This window comes from Radiobacillus deserti, from assembly GCF_007301515.1.
Lineage (GTDB): Bacteria > Bacillota > Bacilli > Bacillales > Amphibacillaceae > Radiobacillus > Radiobacillus deserti.
Genome location: NZ_CP041666.1, coordinates 2935921 through 2954416, shown reverse-complemented (window position 1 = coordinate 2954416; position 18496 = coordinate 2935921). Strand labels below are relative to the sequence as shown.

General features: G+C 33.2%; 13 protein-coding genes and 2 pseudogenes. 9 read left to right on the top strand and 6 right to left on the bottom strand.

Going from position 1 to position 18496, the window contains the following annotated elements:
* The first annotated feature begins 464 nt into the window (after positions 1 to 464).
* The 9 genes from FN924_RS15530 (at position 465) to FN924_RS15490 (ending at position 11862) form a co-directional block, all read left to right on the top strand.
* Complete coding sequence (locus FN924_RS15530; protein WP_143896029.1) at positions 465 to 1097, top strand: sugar transferase; 633 nt, start codon at positions 465 to 467, stop codon at positions 1095 to 1097.
* The gene (locus FN924_RS15525; protein WP_143896027.1) at positions 1094 to 1945 is read left to right on the top strand and encodes an NAD-dependent epimerase/dehydratase family protein; all 852 of its coding nucleotides are present in this window, start codon (positions 1094 to 1096) and stop codon (positions 1943 to 1945) included. The genes FN924_RS15530 and FN924_RS15525 overlap by 4 nt, the downstream gene beginning before the upstream one ends.
* Position 1946: 1 nt before the next feature.
* A complete protein-coding gene (locus tag FN924_RS15520) occupies positions 1947 to 2705 on the top strand; it encodes a glycosyltransferase family 2 protein (RefSeq protein ID WP_143897254.1) in 759 nt (252 codons plus the stop codon).
* Positions 2706 to 2754: 49 nt separating this feature from the next.
* Positions 2755 to 3861 (top strand): glycosyltransferase family 1 protein, encoded by a 1107-nt coding sequence (locus FN924_RS15515; RefSeq protein WP_143896025.1) that lies wholly within the window; start codon positions 2755 to 2757, stop codon positions 3859 to 3861.
* 45 nt (positions 3862 to 3906) lie between these two features.
* Positions 3907 to 5001, top strand: coding sequence for a glycosyltransferase family protein (locus FN924_RS15510; RefSeq protein WP_143896023.1), 1095 nt, complete (start codon positions 3907 to 3909; stop codon positions 4999 to 5001).
* A gap of 15 nt (positions 5002 to 5016) precedes the next feature.
* Complete coding sequence (locus FN924_RS15505) at positions 5017 to 6363, top strand: hypothetical protein (protein WP_143896021.1); 1347 nt, start codon at positions 5017 to 5019, stop codon at positions 6361 to 6363.
* Positions 6364 to 7071: 708 nt separating this feature from the next.
* Positions 7072 to 8343: an oligosaccharide flippase family protein gene (locus FN924_RS15500; RefSeq protein WP_158634037.1), complete on the top strand. Its 1272-nt coding sequence runs from the start codon at positions 7072 to 7074 to the stop codon at positions 8341 to 8343.
* A complete protein-coding gene (locus tag FN924_RS15495) occupies positions 8340 to 10439 on the top strand; it encodes a heparinase II/III family protein (protein WP_143896017.1) in 2100 nt (699 codons plus the stop codon). The genes FN924_RS15500 and FN924_RS15495 overlap by 4 nt, the downstream gene beginning before the upstream one ends.
* A 34-nt stretch (positions 10440 to 10473) precedes the next feature.
* On the top strand, positions 10474 to 11862 hold the full coding sequence (locus FN924_RS15490) for a phenylacetate--CoA ligase family protein (protein WP_143896015.1): 1389 nt from the start codon (positions 10474 to 10476) through the stop codon (positions 11860 to 11862).
* Positions 11863 to 12563: 701 nt separating this feature from the next.
* Here FN924_RS15490 and FN924_RS19785 read toward each other — a convergent pair.
* The 6 genes and pseudogenes from FN924_RS19785 to FN924_RS15455 form a co-directional block, all read right to left on the bottom strand.
* Complete coding sequence (locus tag FN924_RS19785) at positions 12564 to 12749, bottom strand: ATP-binding protein (RefSeq protein WP_323368623.1); 186 nt, start codon at positions 12747 to 12749, stop codon at positions 12564 to 12566.
* 50 nt (positions 12750 to 12799) lie between these two features.
* Positions 12800 to 13329 (bottom strand): annotated as a pseudogene (locus tag FN924_RS19135) (ATP-binding protein).
* Positions 13329 to 14557, bottom strand: a pseudogene (gene istA, locus FN924_RS15470) (IS21 family transposase). The pseudogenes FN924_RS19135 and istA overlap by 1 nt, the downstream one beginning before the upstream one ends.
* A 504-nt stretch (positions 14558 to 15061) precedes the next feature.
* A complete protein-coding gene (locus FN924_RS15465) occupies positions 15062 to 16078 on the bottom strand; it encodes a C40 family peptidase (protein WP_143896008.1) in 1017 nt (338 codons plus the stop codon).
* A 26-nt stretch (positions 16079 to 16104) separates the two neighbouring features.
* Positions 16105 to 17169: a dipeptide epimerase gene (locus tag FN924_RS15460; protein WP_143896006.1), complete on the bottom strand. Its 1065-nt coding sequence runs from the start codon at positions 17167 to 17169 to the stop codon at positions 16105 to 16107.
* A gap of 51 nt (positions 17170 to 17220) precedes the next feature.
* Positions 17221 to 18387, bottom strand: coding sequence for a DUF819 family protein (locus FN924_RS15455; protein WP_143896004.1), 1167 nt, complete (start codon positions 18385 to 18387; stop codon positions 17221 to 17223).
* Positions 18388 to 18496: the final 109 nt, after the last annotated feature.

Below are 18496 nucleotides of genomic sequence, written 5' to 3'. Positions count from 1 at the left end.
ATTTATATCTATAATATACTGATAAAATCTTTCTTAAGAATTATCGATATTTCAGGTAAGAAACTGATAGCATTCCTTACTTGTGGTTCTAGCTATGCTTTGGATGAATATTTTTCTATCCTTGGAAGGATATTGGATTGATCTTAAATCGGTAGTGAGAATCGATATAGATGATCACGATATATTGTATGTTTTTGTAATATTTAGTGTTGGATCGTTATAGTATAAGTACTTTTATTAGTAATTTAAGATAAAATGATGCTTTCACGAAATAATGTAAGATTTCAAAAATGGATTTGATAGGCTTTTTGGATAGAAAGATATTTATTCCCGAATCGGAAGTGATTACTGATAGTAGATAAGATTGGAACCCGTAAGGAAGAATGATTTTATAGTAGTTAATTGTGGGATTTACTCCAACTAAGTCCTGTTTTACTAATTAAATTTTAAGGAGTGTTTTAGGCATGTATTTGAAGATAAAAAGATTTATAGATATCATTCTTTCATTAGTAGGACTTTTAGTTTTATCACCTATCTTATTGCTTATTATTATTGCTATTAAACTAGATTCTAGAGGTCCGGTTCTGTTTAAGCAAAAGCGTGTTGGAATCTACAAGACTCATTTTAATATATTAAAATTCCGTACTATGAGAATAGATACGCCGAAAGACACTCCTACTCATCTATTAGAGAATCCAGATCAATACATTACAAATATGGGTAAGTTTTTGAGAAAGACTTCACTTGATGAGCTACCTCAAATTTGGAATATCTTTGTTGGTCAGATGAGTGTTATTGGTCCAAGACCAGCACTTTGGAATCAATATGATTTGATAGAAGAACGTGATAAGTATGGTGCTAACGATTTGCTACCTGGATTGACTGGATGGGCACAGATTAATGGTAGAGATGAACTACCCATTGAGCTTAAAGCGAGATTAGATGGTGAGTATGTTGAGAAAATTAGTCTTTGCATGGATGGTAAGTGCTTCTTTGGGACCATTTTGAGTGTTGTGAAAAGTGATGGGGTTGTTGAAGGTAGGATAGTTACAAAGAAGGAAGTTGTAAGTAATAGCAGGGGGAGAATATCTAAATGAAAAAAATACTAATCACAGGAAAAAATAGCTATGTCGGAAAAAATTTTCAGAATTGGCTAGGACATTATCCAGATAGATATTCGATAGATTCAATTAGTTTACGAGATGAATCATGGAAAGATACGGAATTTTCAGGGTATGATGTCGTTTTCCATGTGGCAGGGATAGCACATAAAAAGGAAACAAAAGAAAATGCTGACCTTTATTATAGAGTGAATCGTGATTTGGCTTATGAGGTTGCTCAAAAGGCAAAAAATGAAAGTGTTAAGCAGTTTATATTCCTTAGTTCCATGAGTGTTTATGGGATTGAAAGTGGTGTTATTGATAAAGATTCTCCTCTTAATCCAAAAAATAATTATGGGAAGTCTAAACTCCAAGCTGAAGAAATTATAAAATCTTTAGAAAGTACTGAATTTGGTGTAGCAATTATTCGACCTCCAATGATTTATGGAAAGGGATGTAAAGGGAATTATCCCAGAATAGCAAAACTTGCACTAAGGGTTCCGGTATTTCCTAGTTTAGAGAATAAGCGTAGTATGATTTATATCGAAAATCTATGTGAGTTTTCTAGGTTGATAATTGACCATAATAGTGCTGGGGTATTTTTCCCCCAAAATGCAGAGTATGTGTGTACAAAAGAAATGGTAAGACTGATAGCTGAATTACATGCATCGAATATACGAATGACAAGGTTGTTTAATTTTTTCTTGAAAATAGTTAGGGTTAGACTTGTTAAGAAGGTTTTTGGTGACTTAGTGTATGAAAAGCGAATGTCAGAATTTAAAACTAAATATTGTGTTGCCGATTTTAAAACCTCAATTGTGTTAACAGAGGAGATAAGTGATTGATATGGTTTTAGTAAGTATAATAATGCCAGCATATAATTGTGAGACATATATTAGAGACTCTATTCAATCAGTTCTAAAGCAGACATATACAAACTGGGAACTTATTATAATTGATGATGGATCGATGGATGGGACAATAAGTATCATTGAAGAATACTCACAAGTAGATGACCGAGTGTATTTTTATAATAATGAAAGAAATCAGGGTGTATCAGCAACAAGAAATAGAGGAATAGAATTGGCAAAAGGTGAATGGATTGCGTTTTTGGATAGTGATGATTTATGGGATAGTTTAAAATTAGAGAAGCAACTAGCCTATGCAGATAAAACAGGTGCTAGCTTCTTGTTTACAGGATCAGCGTATATTGATGAAAACAACAGAAAATATTCAGGCGTATTTGAAGTACCAAGGAGGGTTAACTATAAAAGTTTATTAAAACAGAATGTTATCTCATGCTCATCGGTATTGATAAAAAGAGATTATATTAAACAATGTAAGATGGAAAATGATGAAACACACGAGGATTATGGTGCATGGATTCGAATTCTAAAAATGGAACAATATGCTTATGGGTTAAATGAACCTTTATTAACATATAGGATCCTAAAGAATTCAAAGTCAGGAAATAAAATAAAATCTCTAATAATGGCATATAAAACTTATCGATATGTGGGAATTAATACAATAATGTCTATGTATTATATAACTTGGTATATATTTAAAGGGTTAAAGAAATATCATTATATAAAAAATGGTTAGAAGTTTAATACATTATACTAGGAAAAATTAATCTGAGGAGATTTCACTAATGATTAGAGTTTTGCACATTGTGTCAACACTTAGTAAGAGTAGTGGAGTAATGAGCTTTATTATGAGTTATTTTAGAAATATTAATAGAGGTAAAATCCAGTTTGATTTCTTGTATTGGCAAAATGATAATAATTCATTTATTGATGAAATAAAGGAGCTAGGAGGAAATGTATATTTGATACCAAAACCTAATATTAGTAAAAAGTTTTGGTATGATTTTACGGCTATTTTCAAAGAAAATTCTGGTAAATATAATATTATACATCTCCACGAAGTTTACCTGAATATGCTTATCTATCCCTTTTTACGTAAGTACAATATTAATCATCTAATTGCTCACGCACATACAACTAAATACTCAGATAAAAAAATTAGTTCCCTACGTAATAGAATTTTATGTCTTCCACTTAAGAATACTGTCAGTGAATACTTTGCATGCTCAAAAGCTGCAGGTGAATTTTATTTTGGTAAGACTTCTAAACGTGATAATGAAGTGAAAATAATAAATAATGCAATTGATTGTGATAAGTTTACTTTTGATAAAAATACTAGAATGGAGATGCGAAACGAACTGGATATAAATAAAAAGTTTGTTGTTGGACACATTGGACGATTTAATGCACAAAAAAATCACGATTTTTTAATAGATATATTCTTTGAAATACAAAAACAGAAAACTAATAGTTTATTAGTACTGGTCGGAATTGGCCCACTAGAGGGAAAGATTAGGGAAAAGGTTGAACGACTAGGGATTCCTGAAAAAGTTTTATTCTTAGGTCAAAGGAATGATGTTTCGGATATTTTACAAGCTATTGATGTATTTGTTTTACCCTCATTCTTTGAGGGTTTAGGAATTGTTTTAGTCGAAGCTCAGGCTGCTGGATTGGATTGTTTTACTTCGGATATTGTCCCAGTTGAAGCAAAAGTTACTGATAGGTTAAAATTTCTAAGTTTAAATTTAAGTGCAAAAGAATGGGCAGAAAAAATAATCGAAGAAACAAAAAGTGCTAAAAGAGTAGATGAGATTGAGAAAATTAGAGATGCTGGATTTGATATAAGAATAGAAGCAGAAAAGTTAGAGAAGGCGTATATAAGTTTAAGTTGATATCAAGAATTTTACCTATTTGCTATGGTTAGGAGAAAAGTTTACATGAAAAAGGTATTGATTATAACTCATTGGTATTATCCTAGAAATGTTCCTAGGGCCTTTAGAGCCAGAGCATTGGTAAATGAGCTAAAGCAGAAAGGTTATAGCGTGGACTTATTGGTTGGAGATTACAAACAATTAATAAGCAATAATGAGTATGATGAGGAAATGTTAAAGTCAAGGGGTGTAAGTAATAAAAGAGCAAGATCCTTTTCCAACAATAAATTGTTTTATCTAATAAAGAATATTATTAATTATTTCATTGGGGAAAGATTTTTACTTACTTGTGGTAGATTTATTTATAAGGGAATTGATACTACTAGTTACGATGCAATAATATCTATAGGTCTACCATTTTACATCCACTTAGTTACTGCTCTTAAGATAAAAAGACATCGTAAAGGAGATAAGATTTATATAGCTGATTGGAGTGATCCATTCTATGGAGTCAAAGATGTTAAACTAGCACCGTATTTTAAAAAAATACAGAAGTTTATTTGTTCTCAATTTGACTATAATATAATTCCTACGTCAAGGGCAGTTAATTATTTTAAAAAATATACAAATGAGGATAAAATTAGAGTAATACCCCAAGGTTTTAACTTTAATGAAGTTACACTATTAGATTATAAAAAAAATAAAGTGGTTACTTTTGGATATGCGGGTATTTTTTATAAAGAAATTAGGAATCCGGGGCCCCTACTGGAATTTTTATCAAAGTTAAATGTTGATTTTATTTTTGTTTTATATACTGTCACGCATGGTCCTATTTATAATGAAATTTTATTAAAATATAAAAAAGTAATGGGTGATAGATTGCAAATACATGATCTCATCCCTAGAACTGAGTGTATTACTAGATTAAGCGGTATGGATTTCCTTATTAATATTGAAAATATAACCACAAGTCAAATACCATCAAAACTTATTGACTATACTTTAGCCCGTAGACCAATCATATCTTTTAAACACGATGATATTCCAGAAGAAAAAATTAAAGCTTTTATACAAGGGGATTATGTCGGAAAAACTAATATTGATATATCTAAATATAATATTAAAGAAGTCTGTAAACAGTTTATTGACTTATTAGAATGAAAGTGTGAATAAATAATGTTAAAAGTTAAGCAAGATAGAATGGGAAATAAGAAATTTATCCTTTATATGATTATCTTTAGGGCATCTTTAGATTATTTGTATGTAACGGTTTTGAATGATTATCACAAAGAAAGTTACTTGTTATCTTATGTATACCATTTAGAATTTAATATTTATAAATACCTAATCTCTTGGCTACTTTATTTATTTACAACTCTTTTTCTTACTCGTAAGATCATAATTTATGGAAACAGAGCTTCCGAACTTATTATATTAGGTTTATATATTATGAGTTTTGTACCATCAGTATCACTGTTCGGTCTTGCTAATTTGGAGTATAAATATTTGCTGTTCTTCTCGATATTTTGGGTAATCCTACTAGGGGCAATGTATTTCCTTTATAGGATTAAACACAAGAAAATAAAAATTGATAAGAAAATTGATGATGATTCGAGATTGATATTATGGTATGGAATAGTGTTTGTGTTTTGCATTGGAGTACTGTTAATTTCTTGGAAGTTTAATGGACTTAGACTTAATTTAACTTTGGATCCTGTTAAAGTTTATGAATTAAGAACTCAAGCATCCAGTTATAATATGGGTTTAGTAGTGGAATATTTTCGTCATAATGCAATGTATGTAATTAATCCGTTTGCGGGATTATACTTTTTCCAAAAGAAAAATTGGATAATTTTAGCAATGATTATTTATATACAACTTTTGCTGTATAGCATTGGAAATCAAAAGGCTGCACTCTTTCTGTTACCAGCATCCATTCTAGCTTATTTATATTATAAAGAAAACATGATTAATAGAATCCCAACAATTTTAATAATTATGAATCTAGGAATATTGTTGGAATCAATCATAGGAAAGTCAACATTTCTAGTAAGCACTTTATTAGAAAGGATTTATTATATTCCAGCTATTTTGAGTAATTGTTATTATGAGTATTTTGTTGATCGGCCACCAATTATACCATTTGTAAGCTTTGTTAAGCAACTAGGTTTAGTTAATGACTATCAATACGATTCAGGAGTACCTTATATAATTGGAGAACTCTATTTCTATAATTCGCAAATCAGTGCTAACACTGGCATGTTTGGTAGTGCCTTTTCTTATGGTTTGATAGGTATAATCTTTACTCCTATTGCATACAGCTATTTATTTATTCTTCTTGATAAAGTATCTAATGGTTTAGAAGTAAGGACATTTTTGTCAATACTAATACTACAGGTTTTTGTTATTACTGGCGCTACCATATTTGTGGTGGTAACAGTATATGGATATTTTGTTGTTTTACTTCTTCTTGCGTTAGTTAACAAAAATAGTAAATTTAGTATCATGAAAAAAATAACTTAAAGTAAATGAAATTAAATCTAATTACAAATTTTTAAATAGCTCGAAAAGTTCACTTAAAAGCTGGTTTAGTATGGTTAGAAAAGTTGAAATTTCGTTTCTTGTTATTGAGAAAAAGAAACACTTTCGCTGCACAGAGAGATAGCTTAGTTAAGCCTCATTACATTGACTGTAGCACCCGATTTAACATTCGATAGAAGGGGACAGAGCCCCACAAACAAATTATTAGAATAAATTTATTCATATTACATTTTGTTGTAGTAAGCCTTTGAGGTTCTCGGATCACGGCCTAATGTCATTCACAATTAACTTTGATTCTGTCCATGTAGTTGGGGGTTGGGGGCAATGGCAGGAGAGTTAAGGCAGATATTTCAATAGTAAGAACTAAGCAAGTGTGGTACTTTCTTCGTGATGCTGGCTCTATTTTCGGTGAAATATTTATAGGGAAATATTATTCTAATTCCTTTTCTATTTACTTCGCTAATAATTGTACTAAGTTTGTACAGGAAGTTAGTCTAAAGGTGGAATTTTTACGAGTGTTGGTTAGAGTTGTTATTGAACTTGCTTACAATCCTTTAAATTACTTTGGTTCAGCAAATGCTTATCTAGGGAAAATCTATTGCAAAAATATAGTTTGGAGATGTACTCTTATTCGAATATATAAGTAGATTTTTTGCAAAGATGGGACGTTTAAGTAAAGGTGATTATTACATGGTAAAATTATTAGTTTATAAAATAAAATCAAAAATACCAGTAGATTTTTCTCAAGTATTCTTTTTTGATATATTGTCCAAAGTGTTTATGTTGGCAATTACAATAATATTAATCCGATTTATGGTTCCTGCTGAATATGCAGATATTGTTAAATTCACCGCTCTTTCTAGTTTTAATTTCGGGGTATTTGGTGAAGGTATAGCCCTAACATTCATTAGATATTCTACTGAACAATTTTCAAGGGGGAAAAAAAATTCTCTAGCATTGCATACAAAAGTGTCATTAATGTTATTAATCCTTTCTATAATAGCAATTGGATTAGCGCCACTGCTGGCGAAAGTTTATAACATGGCTAACACAGTTGTCATATACTCTATAATTTATGGTTTTTTAATAGCATTAATTAACATGAATTTAGCTTATTTTCAATCTAGAGAATTGTATGTTCAATCAGGAATGATTAATAACATAAAAAATATCTTTATTTTATTAGGTATAGGATCTTTTTTACTCATTTTTCATGAATTAAGAGTAATCAGTGTAATACTATTATTTATCTTTAGTAGTATTGTGACTTTTTGCTATGGACTATATAAAATATATAAGTCTAAGCAGGTAAAAAATATACTATTGGATTTTTACGATTTCAAACTAATGATTAAAGAAAGTCTGTGGGTTCTAGTTTATCTTATTCTTTTAAATCTTTTTAATCAAATGGACATTATAATGATATCAAATTTATTAACGAATAAGGACGTTGCTTTGTATGGAATTGCTTTTAAGTACTACTCCCTACTTTTGACACTTTTACCATCTATTAAAGCAGTTTTAAGAGTAAGAACATCAAAAGTTGAGTTTGTGGACTCAAAGGAACATAGAAAAGAATTTGTTTTACAATGGTTAAAAAAAACATGGTTTATTGTATTTCTTAGTTGTGTTGTTATTATTTTGCTAAGTGGATTATTTATGCCTCATATTAATGGCCATCAATATGATGATGCAATACCAGCATTTAATATACTTGTAGTTGGAGTAGGGATTAGTTATATGTTTGCCTCTAACATAAGCATTATGATGTCTGCAAGAAGATATAAAGAACTTTGTTTTTTAGCTGCAATTTCACTAGCATTTAACGTATTCTCTAATTGGTTATTAATTCCTATCTATGGAATTAATGCAGCAGCAGCTACGACTATTGTTTCCCATGCCATATTAAATATGTCAACTACTTTATTTATAATTTACGATAAGAGAGAGTTGAAAGTATGAGGTCATATATAAATTTATTAAGAACCTTTATTAATTTTGATAGAATAAAAAAATATGTGTTTATGAAAAGAATACTTGAAAAATTAAAGCTAGGTAAATTATTTTTATTCTTTGACTTTCTATATTACAGTATGCCTGTAAAAACGTCTATTAAGACTTTAATAGAAATTAACCAATTAGATTTAAGCTCCATACAAACTGACAAAATAGACTATACATGTAGAATGTACATGTCCCATCGGTTTAATATATTGGGTAGTGGATGGATAGCATCAGATTTTAATGCAGCCCCCCTAGGTATTAATGGACATAAATATAAAGTTGATTCATCTAAAAGACCATATAGGGATGAAAAAATACTAAAATTAGTGAGTAAGGGCTATTCCCTTATTGATTGGCAAAGAGATCTCAAATCAGGATACTTGTTTGATATAAAAAAACTTTCAACCGACATTCCAACAAAATTACCAGTAGGTGTTGATATAAAGATGCCCTGGGAATTGGCTAGAATGTATCATTTACCGCAACTATCGATAGCGGCACTTTCAATGAAAAATAAAAGAAAAGACATACTGTTGGAGTTTAGAAATCAGGTTTTTGATTTTTTTGAAAGTAATCCCATAGGTTATGGGGTGAATTGGAATTGTGCAATGGAAGTCTCAATCAGGGCAGCTAATTTATTAATTGCATATGATATTTTTACTAAACAAGACAAATATTACATTCTGGATGAGGAGTTTAAGGAATACTTCACAAAAAAAATTCTAGAACATGGAAGATTTGTATTAAGAAATTTGGAACTAAGCATTACAACAAATAAAAATGGAAATCATTATTTATCTAATCTGTGTGGATTATTATTTATATCCTCCTATATAGAGTGTAAAGAGACTAAATCGTGGTATGAGTTCGCAAAAAAAGAGTTTTTAAAAGAGTTTGACAAGCAATTCCTTCCAGATGGTGGAAATTATGAATGTTCGACTGCATATCATCGTCTAAGTGCAGAATTAGCTGTGTATTCATTTGCATTAATAATGAGAAATGGTGAAAAGGTTATTAATCACCTACTAACAAAACTTAATTCAGTTGCACATTTTGCCACTATGACAATTAAGCCTAATGGAGATATTATTCAAATAGGTGATAATGATAGTGGGCGACTATTTAAATTAAATTTATATGGTGAATTCATTAGTCAAGAGTTATACGAAAAGCAGTTTAATCTCATGGGATACAATAAGATATATAGAGAGGATTATATTTTTCAAGAAAATGAATTGCAAGTTGATTCATTGATTGCAAATGTGTTTGCGATAACAAATTATAGGTATATTAAATCCTGGTCAAATAAAAATCCTCTTGAATATAGTTTTATTAAAAGTTTGTTAAATAATAGTGCAGTTCACCATAATGACGTTTATAACTATAATCAGATAAACTCTAGTTTAATTTATGATGAAAGTATTTCCGATTACAAGCATCAAATCAAAACAAGGATTGAATTCCCTTTTAACGATATAGAATTAAAAGATTCAATAGTAGAATATGCTCCACATTTTGGGTTAGTAACTTTTACACTAGATGAAATAAAGATCTTTATAAGAAGTGTGGCTGATCTAGAGGTTATGCATAATGCTCATTGTCATAATGATTTTTTACATTTTGAAATTAGTATCAATGAAAAAAACAGCTTTAGTGACCAAGGGAGTTATATCTATACACCTTTGCCCGATGTTAGAAACGAATTCAGAAGTATTAAAGCGCATAATTGTCCATTCCATGGGAAAGAATTGAATAATTTTTTAGATAGTTTTAATACAGAGATTAAGGTTAAAGGATATATAGTAGATGTAACAAGTTACTCAATAACCCTTGTAATTAAATATGACGATATACTCCATCAGCGCAAGTTTGAAATTTATAATAATTCAATCACAGTAACTGATATTTCTAATAAACCATTTTCCTTTGAATGTACTGAATTTGTCTATGAATCACTCGGTTATGGTATTTTGCAAAATAATATTAACAATACCAACAGTTTAGTTATTAATAAGTTTAATCAAATGTCGACTTGTAATATAAGTGACAGGTAAATTTAATTACTTAATATGTATTGGGGGCTTTATAATGGATATTGCAAAAAAAATATATAAAAATTCACCAAATATAATAAAACTACCTATAGAATATGTTTATGGTTCAATCCCAAACAAATATAAATATGGGGCAAAATATCGGGAGATGAAAAGACTATTAGAAAAGTCTCAGTGGTGGCCTAAAGAAAAGCATATTGAATATCAAACTATGGAAATGAAGAAGCTGCTAATACATTCATATGAACATGTTAAATACTATAAAGATGTATTTGATGATTATGGGTTCAACCCGTACACTTTTAAAAATTTAGAAGATATACAAATACTACCTTTGTTGAATAAGTCTATTATTAATGATAATTTCCAAGATCTTCAATCAGATAATTATCCGAGTAGAAAAAAAATGTTAACTACTACTGGTGGAACTTCTGGAAATCAACTAAAGTTCTTTGCTGAAAAGAATTATAATCAAGTTGAGTGGCCATTTGTAGAATTGATCTGGGAAAGAGTAGGATATACTTCTAAAAGTAGAGTAGCAGCACTAAGAAATGATTCGTTTAGAAACAGGGAATTGTTTAAGTATGACTGGAAAGAAAGACGATTGATTATTGATAATTTTCACCTAAGTGATTCGAATATAAAAACTATATTAGATAAATTAAATAATGAAAAAGTTGAATACATTCATACTTATCCGTCAGCTATCTTATCATTATGTGAATATATAAAAAGAACTGGGTTTAAAATGGAGAATACACCCAAAGCAATATTAGCTACATCTGAAAATATATATCCCGGTCAAAAGGAGATAGTGGAAGGGATTTTTAACAGTAGGTTATTTACTTTTTATGGACATAGTGAAAGGGCATGTATAGCGGGATGGTGTGAAAAATCAGATTATTATCATATTCAAAGTGAGTATGGTTATGTGGAATTGCTAGATGAAGAACAAAAAGTTATTACTAAAACTAATACACGTGGAGAAATAGTGTGTACTGGATTTTGGAATTACGCAATGCCATTCATTAGATATCAAACTGGGGATTATTCAGCATATGCATCAAAAAAGTCATGTTTATGTGGTAGAAATTATGAATTGTTAGAGACTATTGAAGGTCGTTGGATGCAAGAAATGTTGGTTTGCAAAGATGGCAGTAAAGTTTCAATTACTGCTCTAAATATGCACTCTAATTTATTTGATAACGTAAAGCATTATCAACTATTCCAGCACAAAGTTGGAGAAGTTATAATTAAAATCGTAAAAACTGATAAGTTTTCAGATAATGATGAAATTGCTATTCTTAAAGAGTTTATGAAGAAAATGGGTGAATCTATAGATTTCAAAGTAACTTATGTATCAGAAATTGAGAAGACGCAAAGAGGGAAATACAAATACCTTATACAGAAATTGAATATATAATTATTATTACAATGCTAAAAAGCACTTTTTATTTTGTAAGGGAAAAATAGTCCACATCCCAGTAATAGGTGTGGACTATTTTACGTTCACTTTCATAATGAAGAAAAACGTTTGATCCGGCTTATTCCTATTCAGGGAGGTGGGTTATTTTTACGTATTGGGGGTAGAATTTCAAATTACTAGGAAGATTTTGTTCTTTCTTATGATTACATTCACAAGAATGTACCATCTCTGCCACTTTCCTTACAATCGGGTGCCAGGAAATTTACCACGTTGCTGTCAACGCGCTTACCAATAGAAAAACTTATGAATTTTGAAGTGAACAATGTCAACAACGGTTTTCCATTCCATATATATAGCAATAAGTTCTTCTTTTAATTCCTGGGGGAATGGCTAAAAGCGCATCGTACCCTGCCAAGTAAATTTGGGTCCAACTTTAATGAAGAACATCTAGCAAGCGTCGATCTAACTATAACTGTGATTCAAGCGGAGATTAATCCAAGGATGAGAGAGGGTATAAAGCGTTTGTACGTTACTGGAATTCTAAGTTGGATTAGTGTATCAAAACTTTTTCGCAAGTGTTTAGCTGTATATTGAATTTTGAAGTGACATTAAATAAGGGGGAGGGGGTTCTAACTCTCTCCAACTGATCGGTGTCAACAACGGTTTAAAATTCCCTGATTTCAACGGAAACAAATTCCCTAGTTTCCCCGAATACTAGCTGGCTGAATGCCAGCTTTTTTCTTTTCTTTTAAACGATAGGATTCACCTTTAATATTGAAAGTGGTGGAATGATATATCAGTCGATCCAGTATAGCTGTAGCTAATATCTCATCACCAAATATTTCCCCCCATTCTACGTAGGATTTGTTCGATGTGATGATCATTGCTCCATACTCGTATCTTCTTGATATGATTTGAAAAAGGGTATGGGCACTCAGTCATCAAAGGAGAAGTACCCGATTTCATCCATAATGAATAATTCAGGACGACTATATCGTTTAATAATCCGTTGGATTAAACCCTGTTTTTCTGCTTTCTGACATTCAGCGATAAAGTCATTCGCGTAATGAATAATGCTTGGTGTCCTTGAGTTAAAGCCTCAAAGGCCATGGAAATGGCTAGGTGAGTTTTCCCCACGCCTGGTGGACCTAAAAGAAGTATATTCTCCCCATTATGAATGTATCTTCCTGATAAAACCTCTTTGACTCTACGCTCATCTATACTTGGTTGAAAGCTAAAATCAAAATCATGAATACTTTTGATGTATGGTAGCTTCGCTTTCTTGATACGTTTCTCTAACGCCAGTTTCTCTTTTTGTTCAATTTCTTGGGACAAAACCGTGATTAAGAAGTCCGAATATGGTACATTATTTTTAGATGCGTCTTCTAGTAGACCATCAATTTGGTCGGCGGTATAATGCCAGCCGATTTGTTGTAAATGTTCAACTAAAAGGTCTGTGTTCATTATTGATCACCTCCTTCTAGTTGCTCATAAATTTGAAGGGGACGTTGCTCCACTTCAATATCAGGGGACTGTAAATGGCTGTGGGTCGGCAAACCAACAGTAGTCGTTTGCAGTCCTTTATAATGTTCAAGATTTATATGGTCTCGAGCTTTCCCCGTCATTAACGGATGTTTGGCGATACATTCATAGGAGTCATAGACTTCCAAGTGGTGATCCAGGGTTTCTTTAATCTTTAACTCTTGACCAACGTACCGAAAGGGTACGGAATAACGTTTTCCTTGATAAGAGATAAAACAATCCTTACTAACTGTTCGAATTTCCCAATGGTTAATAGGAAAAAGTGGTTTACTGTTAGAAGCATTCAGGTATTTTTGTTCATGTTGGAAACGGGTGATAGGAGATTCCATGGTTGTTTGATGAATCTTTCGGTTCGCTATCTGATCCAGCCATTCTCTCATACCTTCATTTAATGCCCTTAATGTTCGTTTATGCTTACGCTGCAGGAAGTTCTTCTTCACGTACCCAACTACATTTTCCACCTTGCCTTTCGTTTGTGGACGATAAGGTTTACATGCTTTTGGTGCTATTCCATAATAAGCTAAAAACTCTTCAAACTTCCGGTTAAACCGTATTTCAACTGGACTATGTTTAACGACGGCTGTTTTCATATTGTCGTAGGGAATTTGCTCAGGCACACCGTTAAAATAGGCAAATGCATTCATGTGACACTTCATCAAAGTTCTAGGTCCATGCTATCCGTGAACTCTACGTACTTCATCCTCGAGTAACTTAATACCATCGTGAAAGCATAAATTTCTTTCAACTCTTGATCAACTTCAAACTTTCCTACATGTCCCCAGTCCATTTGAGCTTGTTTCCCAGGAGTGGTCTCATATCTTATGGTCGCTTGCTTTTTAGGGCGAGAACGATAAGGGCGTACAAAATCCCGAAGGATTGTCATTTTCCCTTCATAGCCCATAGCCTCGATCTCTTCTAAAAGTACCGTGCAATTCGTAGTTCCTTCTTTAATACGTTTCTTCAAATAATCTTTGAATGGATCCAATTTACTGCCTTTCTTATAACTCTTTTTCTGCTTTGGTAATTCGTCAGAATTTATGTACTTTCGAATAGTTTTTGGATCAAAGCCGGTTTCTTCAGAGATAGCAGTAATTGACCATCCTTTTTGATGTAATTCTCTAATCATAAAAAACTCCCCAATCTTGATCATCATCTCTACACTCCAAATCTTTATCTAGTATAGAAATGATTATCTGTTATTATTGGGGAATTTGAAACCGTCGTTATCAGGGATTTTATCACCGTTGCTTACAATCGGTTCAAATTGAAAGAGAAGTATTATATCAAGATTATGTGAATTATCAATAGGAAGGTTTTATTTTTTATCACAACGGGTTCCGTAAGAATCTTGAATGTAAAATTCTTCTGGTGCGAGTTCGTTTATCGATTTCCCATATCACGTACAGTTCAAAATGAATGGAACCGGTTGGGTAATTTGCAGGTGCAGTTGCTAAGGTTAAAGCCATACCAGGTGCAGGTGTAAAGTATGAAGAAGTGCATATGTGAATGTGTGAACAAATAAACTAAAGGACATGGGCAATTGAAAACAGCTATTCATTAGCTTTTTTGCCATGTCCTTTTATTATCTCTGGTTATATTGTGATACTCCTCTGTAACAACTATTTATCTATTAATTAAATTTCCAAACCCCAAATCAGTCAATATACCGCCTAGCACCAGCAAACTCAGAAGAGTAATACTCAGATTCAAAGACCTCAATAATCTCCACCGTACTTGAAGAGTTTGGTGCATGAATCATCTTTCCATCTCCAATATACATACCAACGTGATGAACAGATCCCTTTCCTTCATTGTAAGCAAAGAACAACAGGTCGCCTTTTTGTAAATCTTCTTTTGCAACTGGAGTTCCGTGTGTCGCTTGAACGGAAGAATCACGCGGTATGGTTATGCCATGGGATTTGTAGATAGTATGAGTGAATCCAGAACAGTCGAAGCCAAATCCAGATGCTCCTGCCCATAGATAAGGTAAACCTAAGAACTTCTTCCCGGTTTGAACGAGATCTTCCCCAGTTGGATCTGGAATATCTTGATTGGATTCATATACAGAAACTGCATTAGAATCGATCCACTTGTTCCCATCTGATGGAGTTGCTACTAATGTGGCACCGTGTCTTTGAGTTATAATTGGAAGTCTTGTATTAAAACTGATTTCTTTAAATTTTGCTTCAAACTTATGGTCGTTATAGAGCCAGGTTGTCGGAGAAGTAACAAGCGCAAAGGACTTTTTATCTTTTTGTTGGGCAAATTTCTTTTCATAAGCCAATTGTTCCTTTGGCAACCAAGCGGGGTAACCGAGTTCATTCTTGGGTGTGGGCTGACCATGTACCGCAACCTTAACCCAGTCTCCCTGCTCCTCTAGTATCGTAACTTCTTGCCCGTAAAGTCCTTGTGTTTGCAATCTTCCTACAAGATCACGCTTCTGCTCTACCGACATGCTCCTTGTCCATTGCCACATGTCCACTGGGTTTCCTAAAGCTGGTTCATCTAAGCCTTTTCGAATATCTTCGGGGCTAGACCATAGTGTAGCAACTGAGACATCAATAAAAGCCGTTTCTTTTTGTTTTTCCACTTCTTTTGCGAATGAGGATGCTGGGAACATGAAGCTAAAGGTAAGAACAACAAGAATGTAAAGTAACCACTTCTTTTTCATTTTCAGAAAAACACCTCCACATGATTTTAACCAATACCTAATCCATTTCGGTCCTGTAACTCCACAATGCTTCCGTTGTACTGCATGCCTCCTTTCAAGCCTTCGTCAGCCATCCACAGTGGTGCATCGAGGTCGTAGTAGGTGATATTTTGGTGTGCCACTGCAACATGGGCTGCAGCTGTAACAGACGCAATAGACTCCATCATGCTGCCAATCATGCATTGGATACCAGCCGCCTCGCATATGTCAGCAATTTGCCAAGCTTGTCGAATGCCACCAGTTTTCATTAATTTAATATTGATCAGGTCCACAGCACCTGTCTGTAACAATTGAAAACTTTGCTTAGGAGAAAAGGCACTTTCATCGGCCATGATTGGGGTTGCAACTCGTTCGCGGATAAATTTAAGACCTTCTATATCGTTAGATGGTACAGGCTGTTCAACGAGCTCAATTCTTATGTTTTCTCGCTCTAAGTGTTTAATAATTTGTACCGCTTGTTTACTAGTCCAACCTTGATTGGCGTCGAGGCGCAGATGAACTTGATCACCCGCAGCCTCGCGCACCTTCTCAATCCGGTAAATATCTTGTTTTGCATCATTGCCTACTTTAATTTTTATAACTTTAAAGCCTTGTTTCACGATATCTGTAGCTTCTTTATACATAACGTCAGGGTGATCAATGCTTACGGTCATATCTGTTTCTACCACGTTTGATTTTCCACCTAAATATGCATAAAGAGGGATTTGATACATTCGGCAATATGCATCATGTAAAGCTATATCAACCGCAGCCTTTGCACTTGTATTTCCGACACAGCTTCGTTGTAGATCAGTAAGGATACTCCCTAGAGAAACAATATCTTTATCAATGATTGCTTCTTTAATAGGACCGTGGATAGCTGCTTGCATTCCTTCCATGGAATCTCCGGTTATTTTCCAAGTGGCTGAAGCAGAACCAAACCCAACTTCACCATTTTCTAACTCGACTCTCACATCAATGACTTCAATAGAGGTTACTTGTCTAAGTGCCGTTTTGAATGGCTTTTTTAATTTCACTTCACGCCTCTCGCTAGTTACATTTACAATTTTCACGTGAGTAATCTCCTTTAATAGGGTAATAGTCTTTTTCATAAAAGTGTTTCTCTATAGTAAAGAAAGAATTTTTGCCGTTAGCAATCCGTAATACGTTCCTAGGAAAGATCCGGCAAGTGCCATTAACACCCCAATTGGAATTAAGGATCTATGATAAGCTCCTGCAAGAAGCGGAGCAGAGGCCATCCCACCAATATTCGCAAGGCTAGAAACTCCAAGTGTAAAAAGATCTAGTTTAAAGAGACGGGCCGCAATCATAAGAAGGATGCCATGAATAGCTAAAATGGCAAATCCGGAAACGATATAAATCGGCGCTTGAAATAGTTGAGAGAAGTCTGCTCGTGATGCGATGAGCGCGATAACGATATACAGTAGTACATTGGCAACATCCATGGATCCAGGTACTTTGGATATTTTCGTCATGGCTAGGACGACACCAGCAATAGATACAATTAAAATCGTCCAAGTTGTAGCATTGACAACAGTTCCAAACGATGGAAGAAGGGATCCGACTTTTGCTGCGACTGCAGAAACAAAAATGGCTAATGAAATTAATCCCATTAAATGTACAAACTTCGTAAACTTATCTTTTTGCTCTTCATGTTCCTCTTTTAACTCAGCACTTACTTCATCAAGGTGGGACGTATCTGATTTTGCCCATTTGTTAAATACAGCGGCAAATGGAACTAACCAGAACATAATCATGACCCATGTCGAATAATTGACAGTATCCATGATGAGCGCATAACCGAAAATGTTTTCAGGTACTTCTAGGATCCCTTGAATGATAACCATATTTGCTGATCCACCGGTCCAGCTTCCTGCCAATGCGCCAAACGCTTTCCAAGTTTCAGACGCGTACAGACCTTGGAACAACAAATAGGTCAGAACAAAGCCTAAAATAATACTAATCGATGCCGTAAAGTATCCAATCAGCATTTTTGGTCCAAGTTTTACTAGTTTTCTTAAATCACAGTTTAATAGCATTAATAAAATGAGCATAGGTAGCAATACATCACGGACATTTCCGTAAGCTGCATCCACCGCCTCTGTGGATCCGATAATGCCAGTTGTTTTTAAGATGGCGCCACCAAAATAAATAAGTACAATTCCGGGTACTACTTTAAAGAACTTACTTTTTGATCCAGATTCAAGCCAGGCAACTAAACCGGCTAAACCGATCACGACACCAAGATACAAAAAACCTTCCTGTATCATATGGAACTCCTCCTTTTTTTATATAAAATATGAAAAACCCAGCCACCAGAAAGGGATTATCCTTCTAGCAGCTGGGTTTTATCCACGTATTGTAAGATAAAGCAGCTTC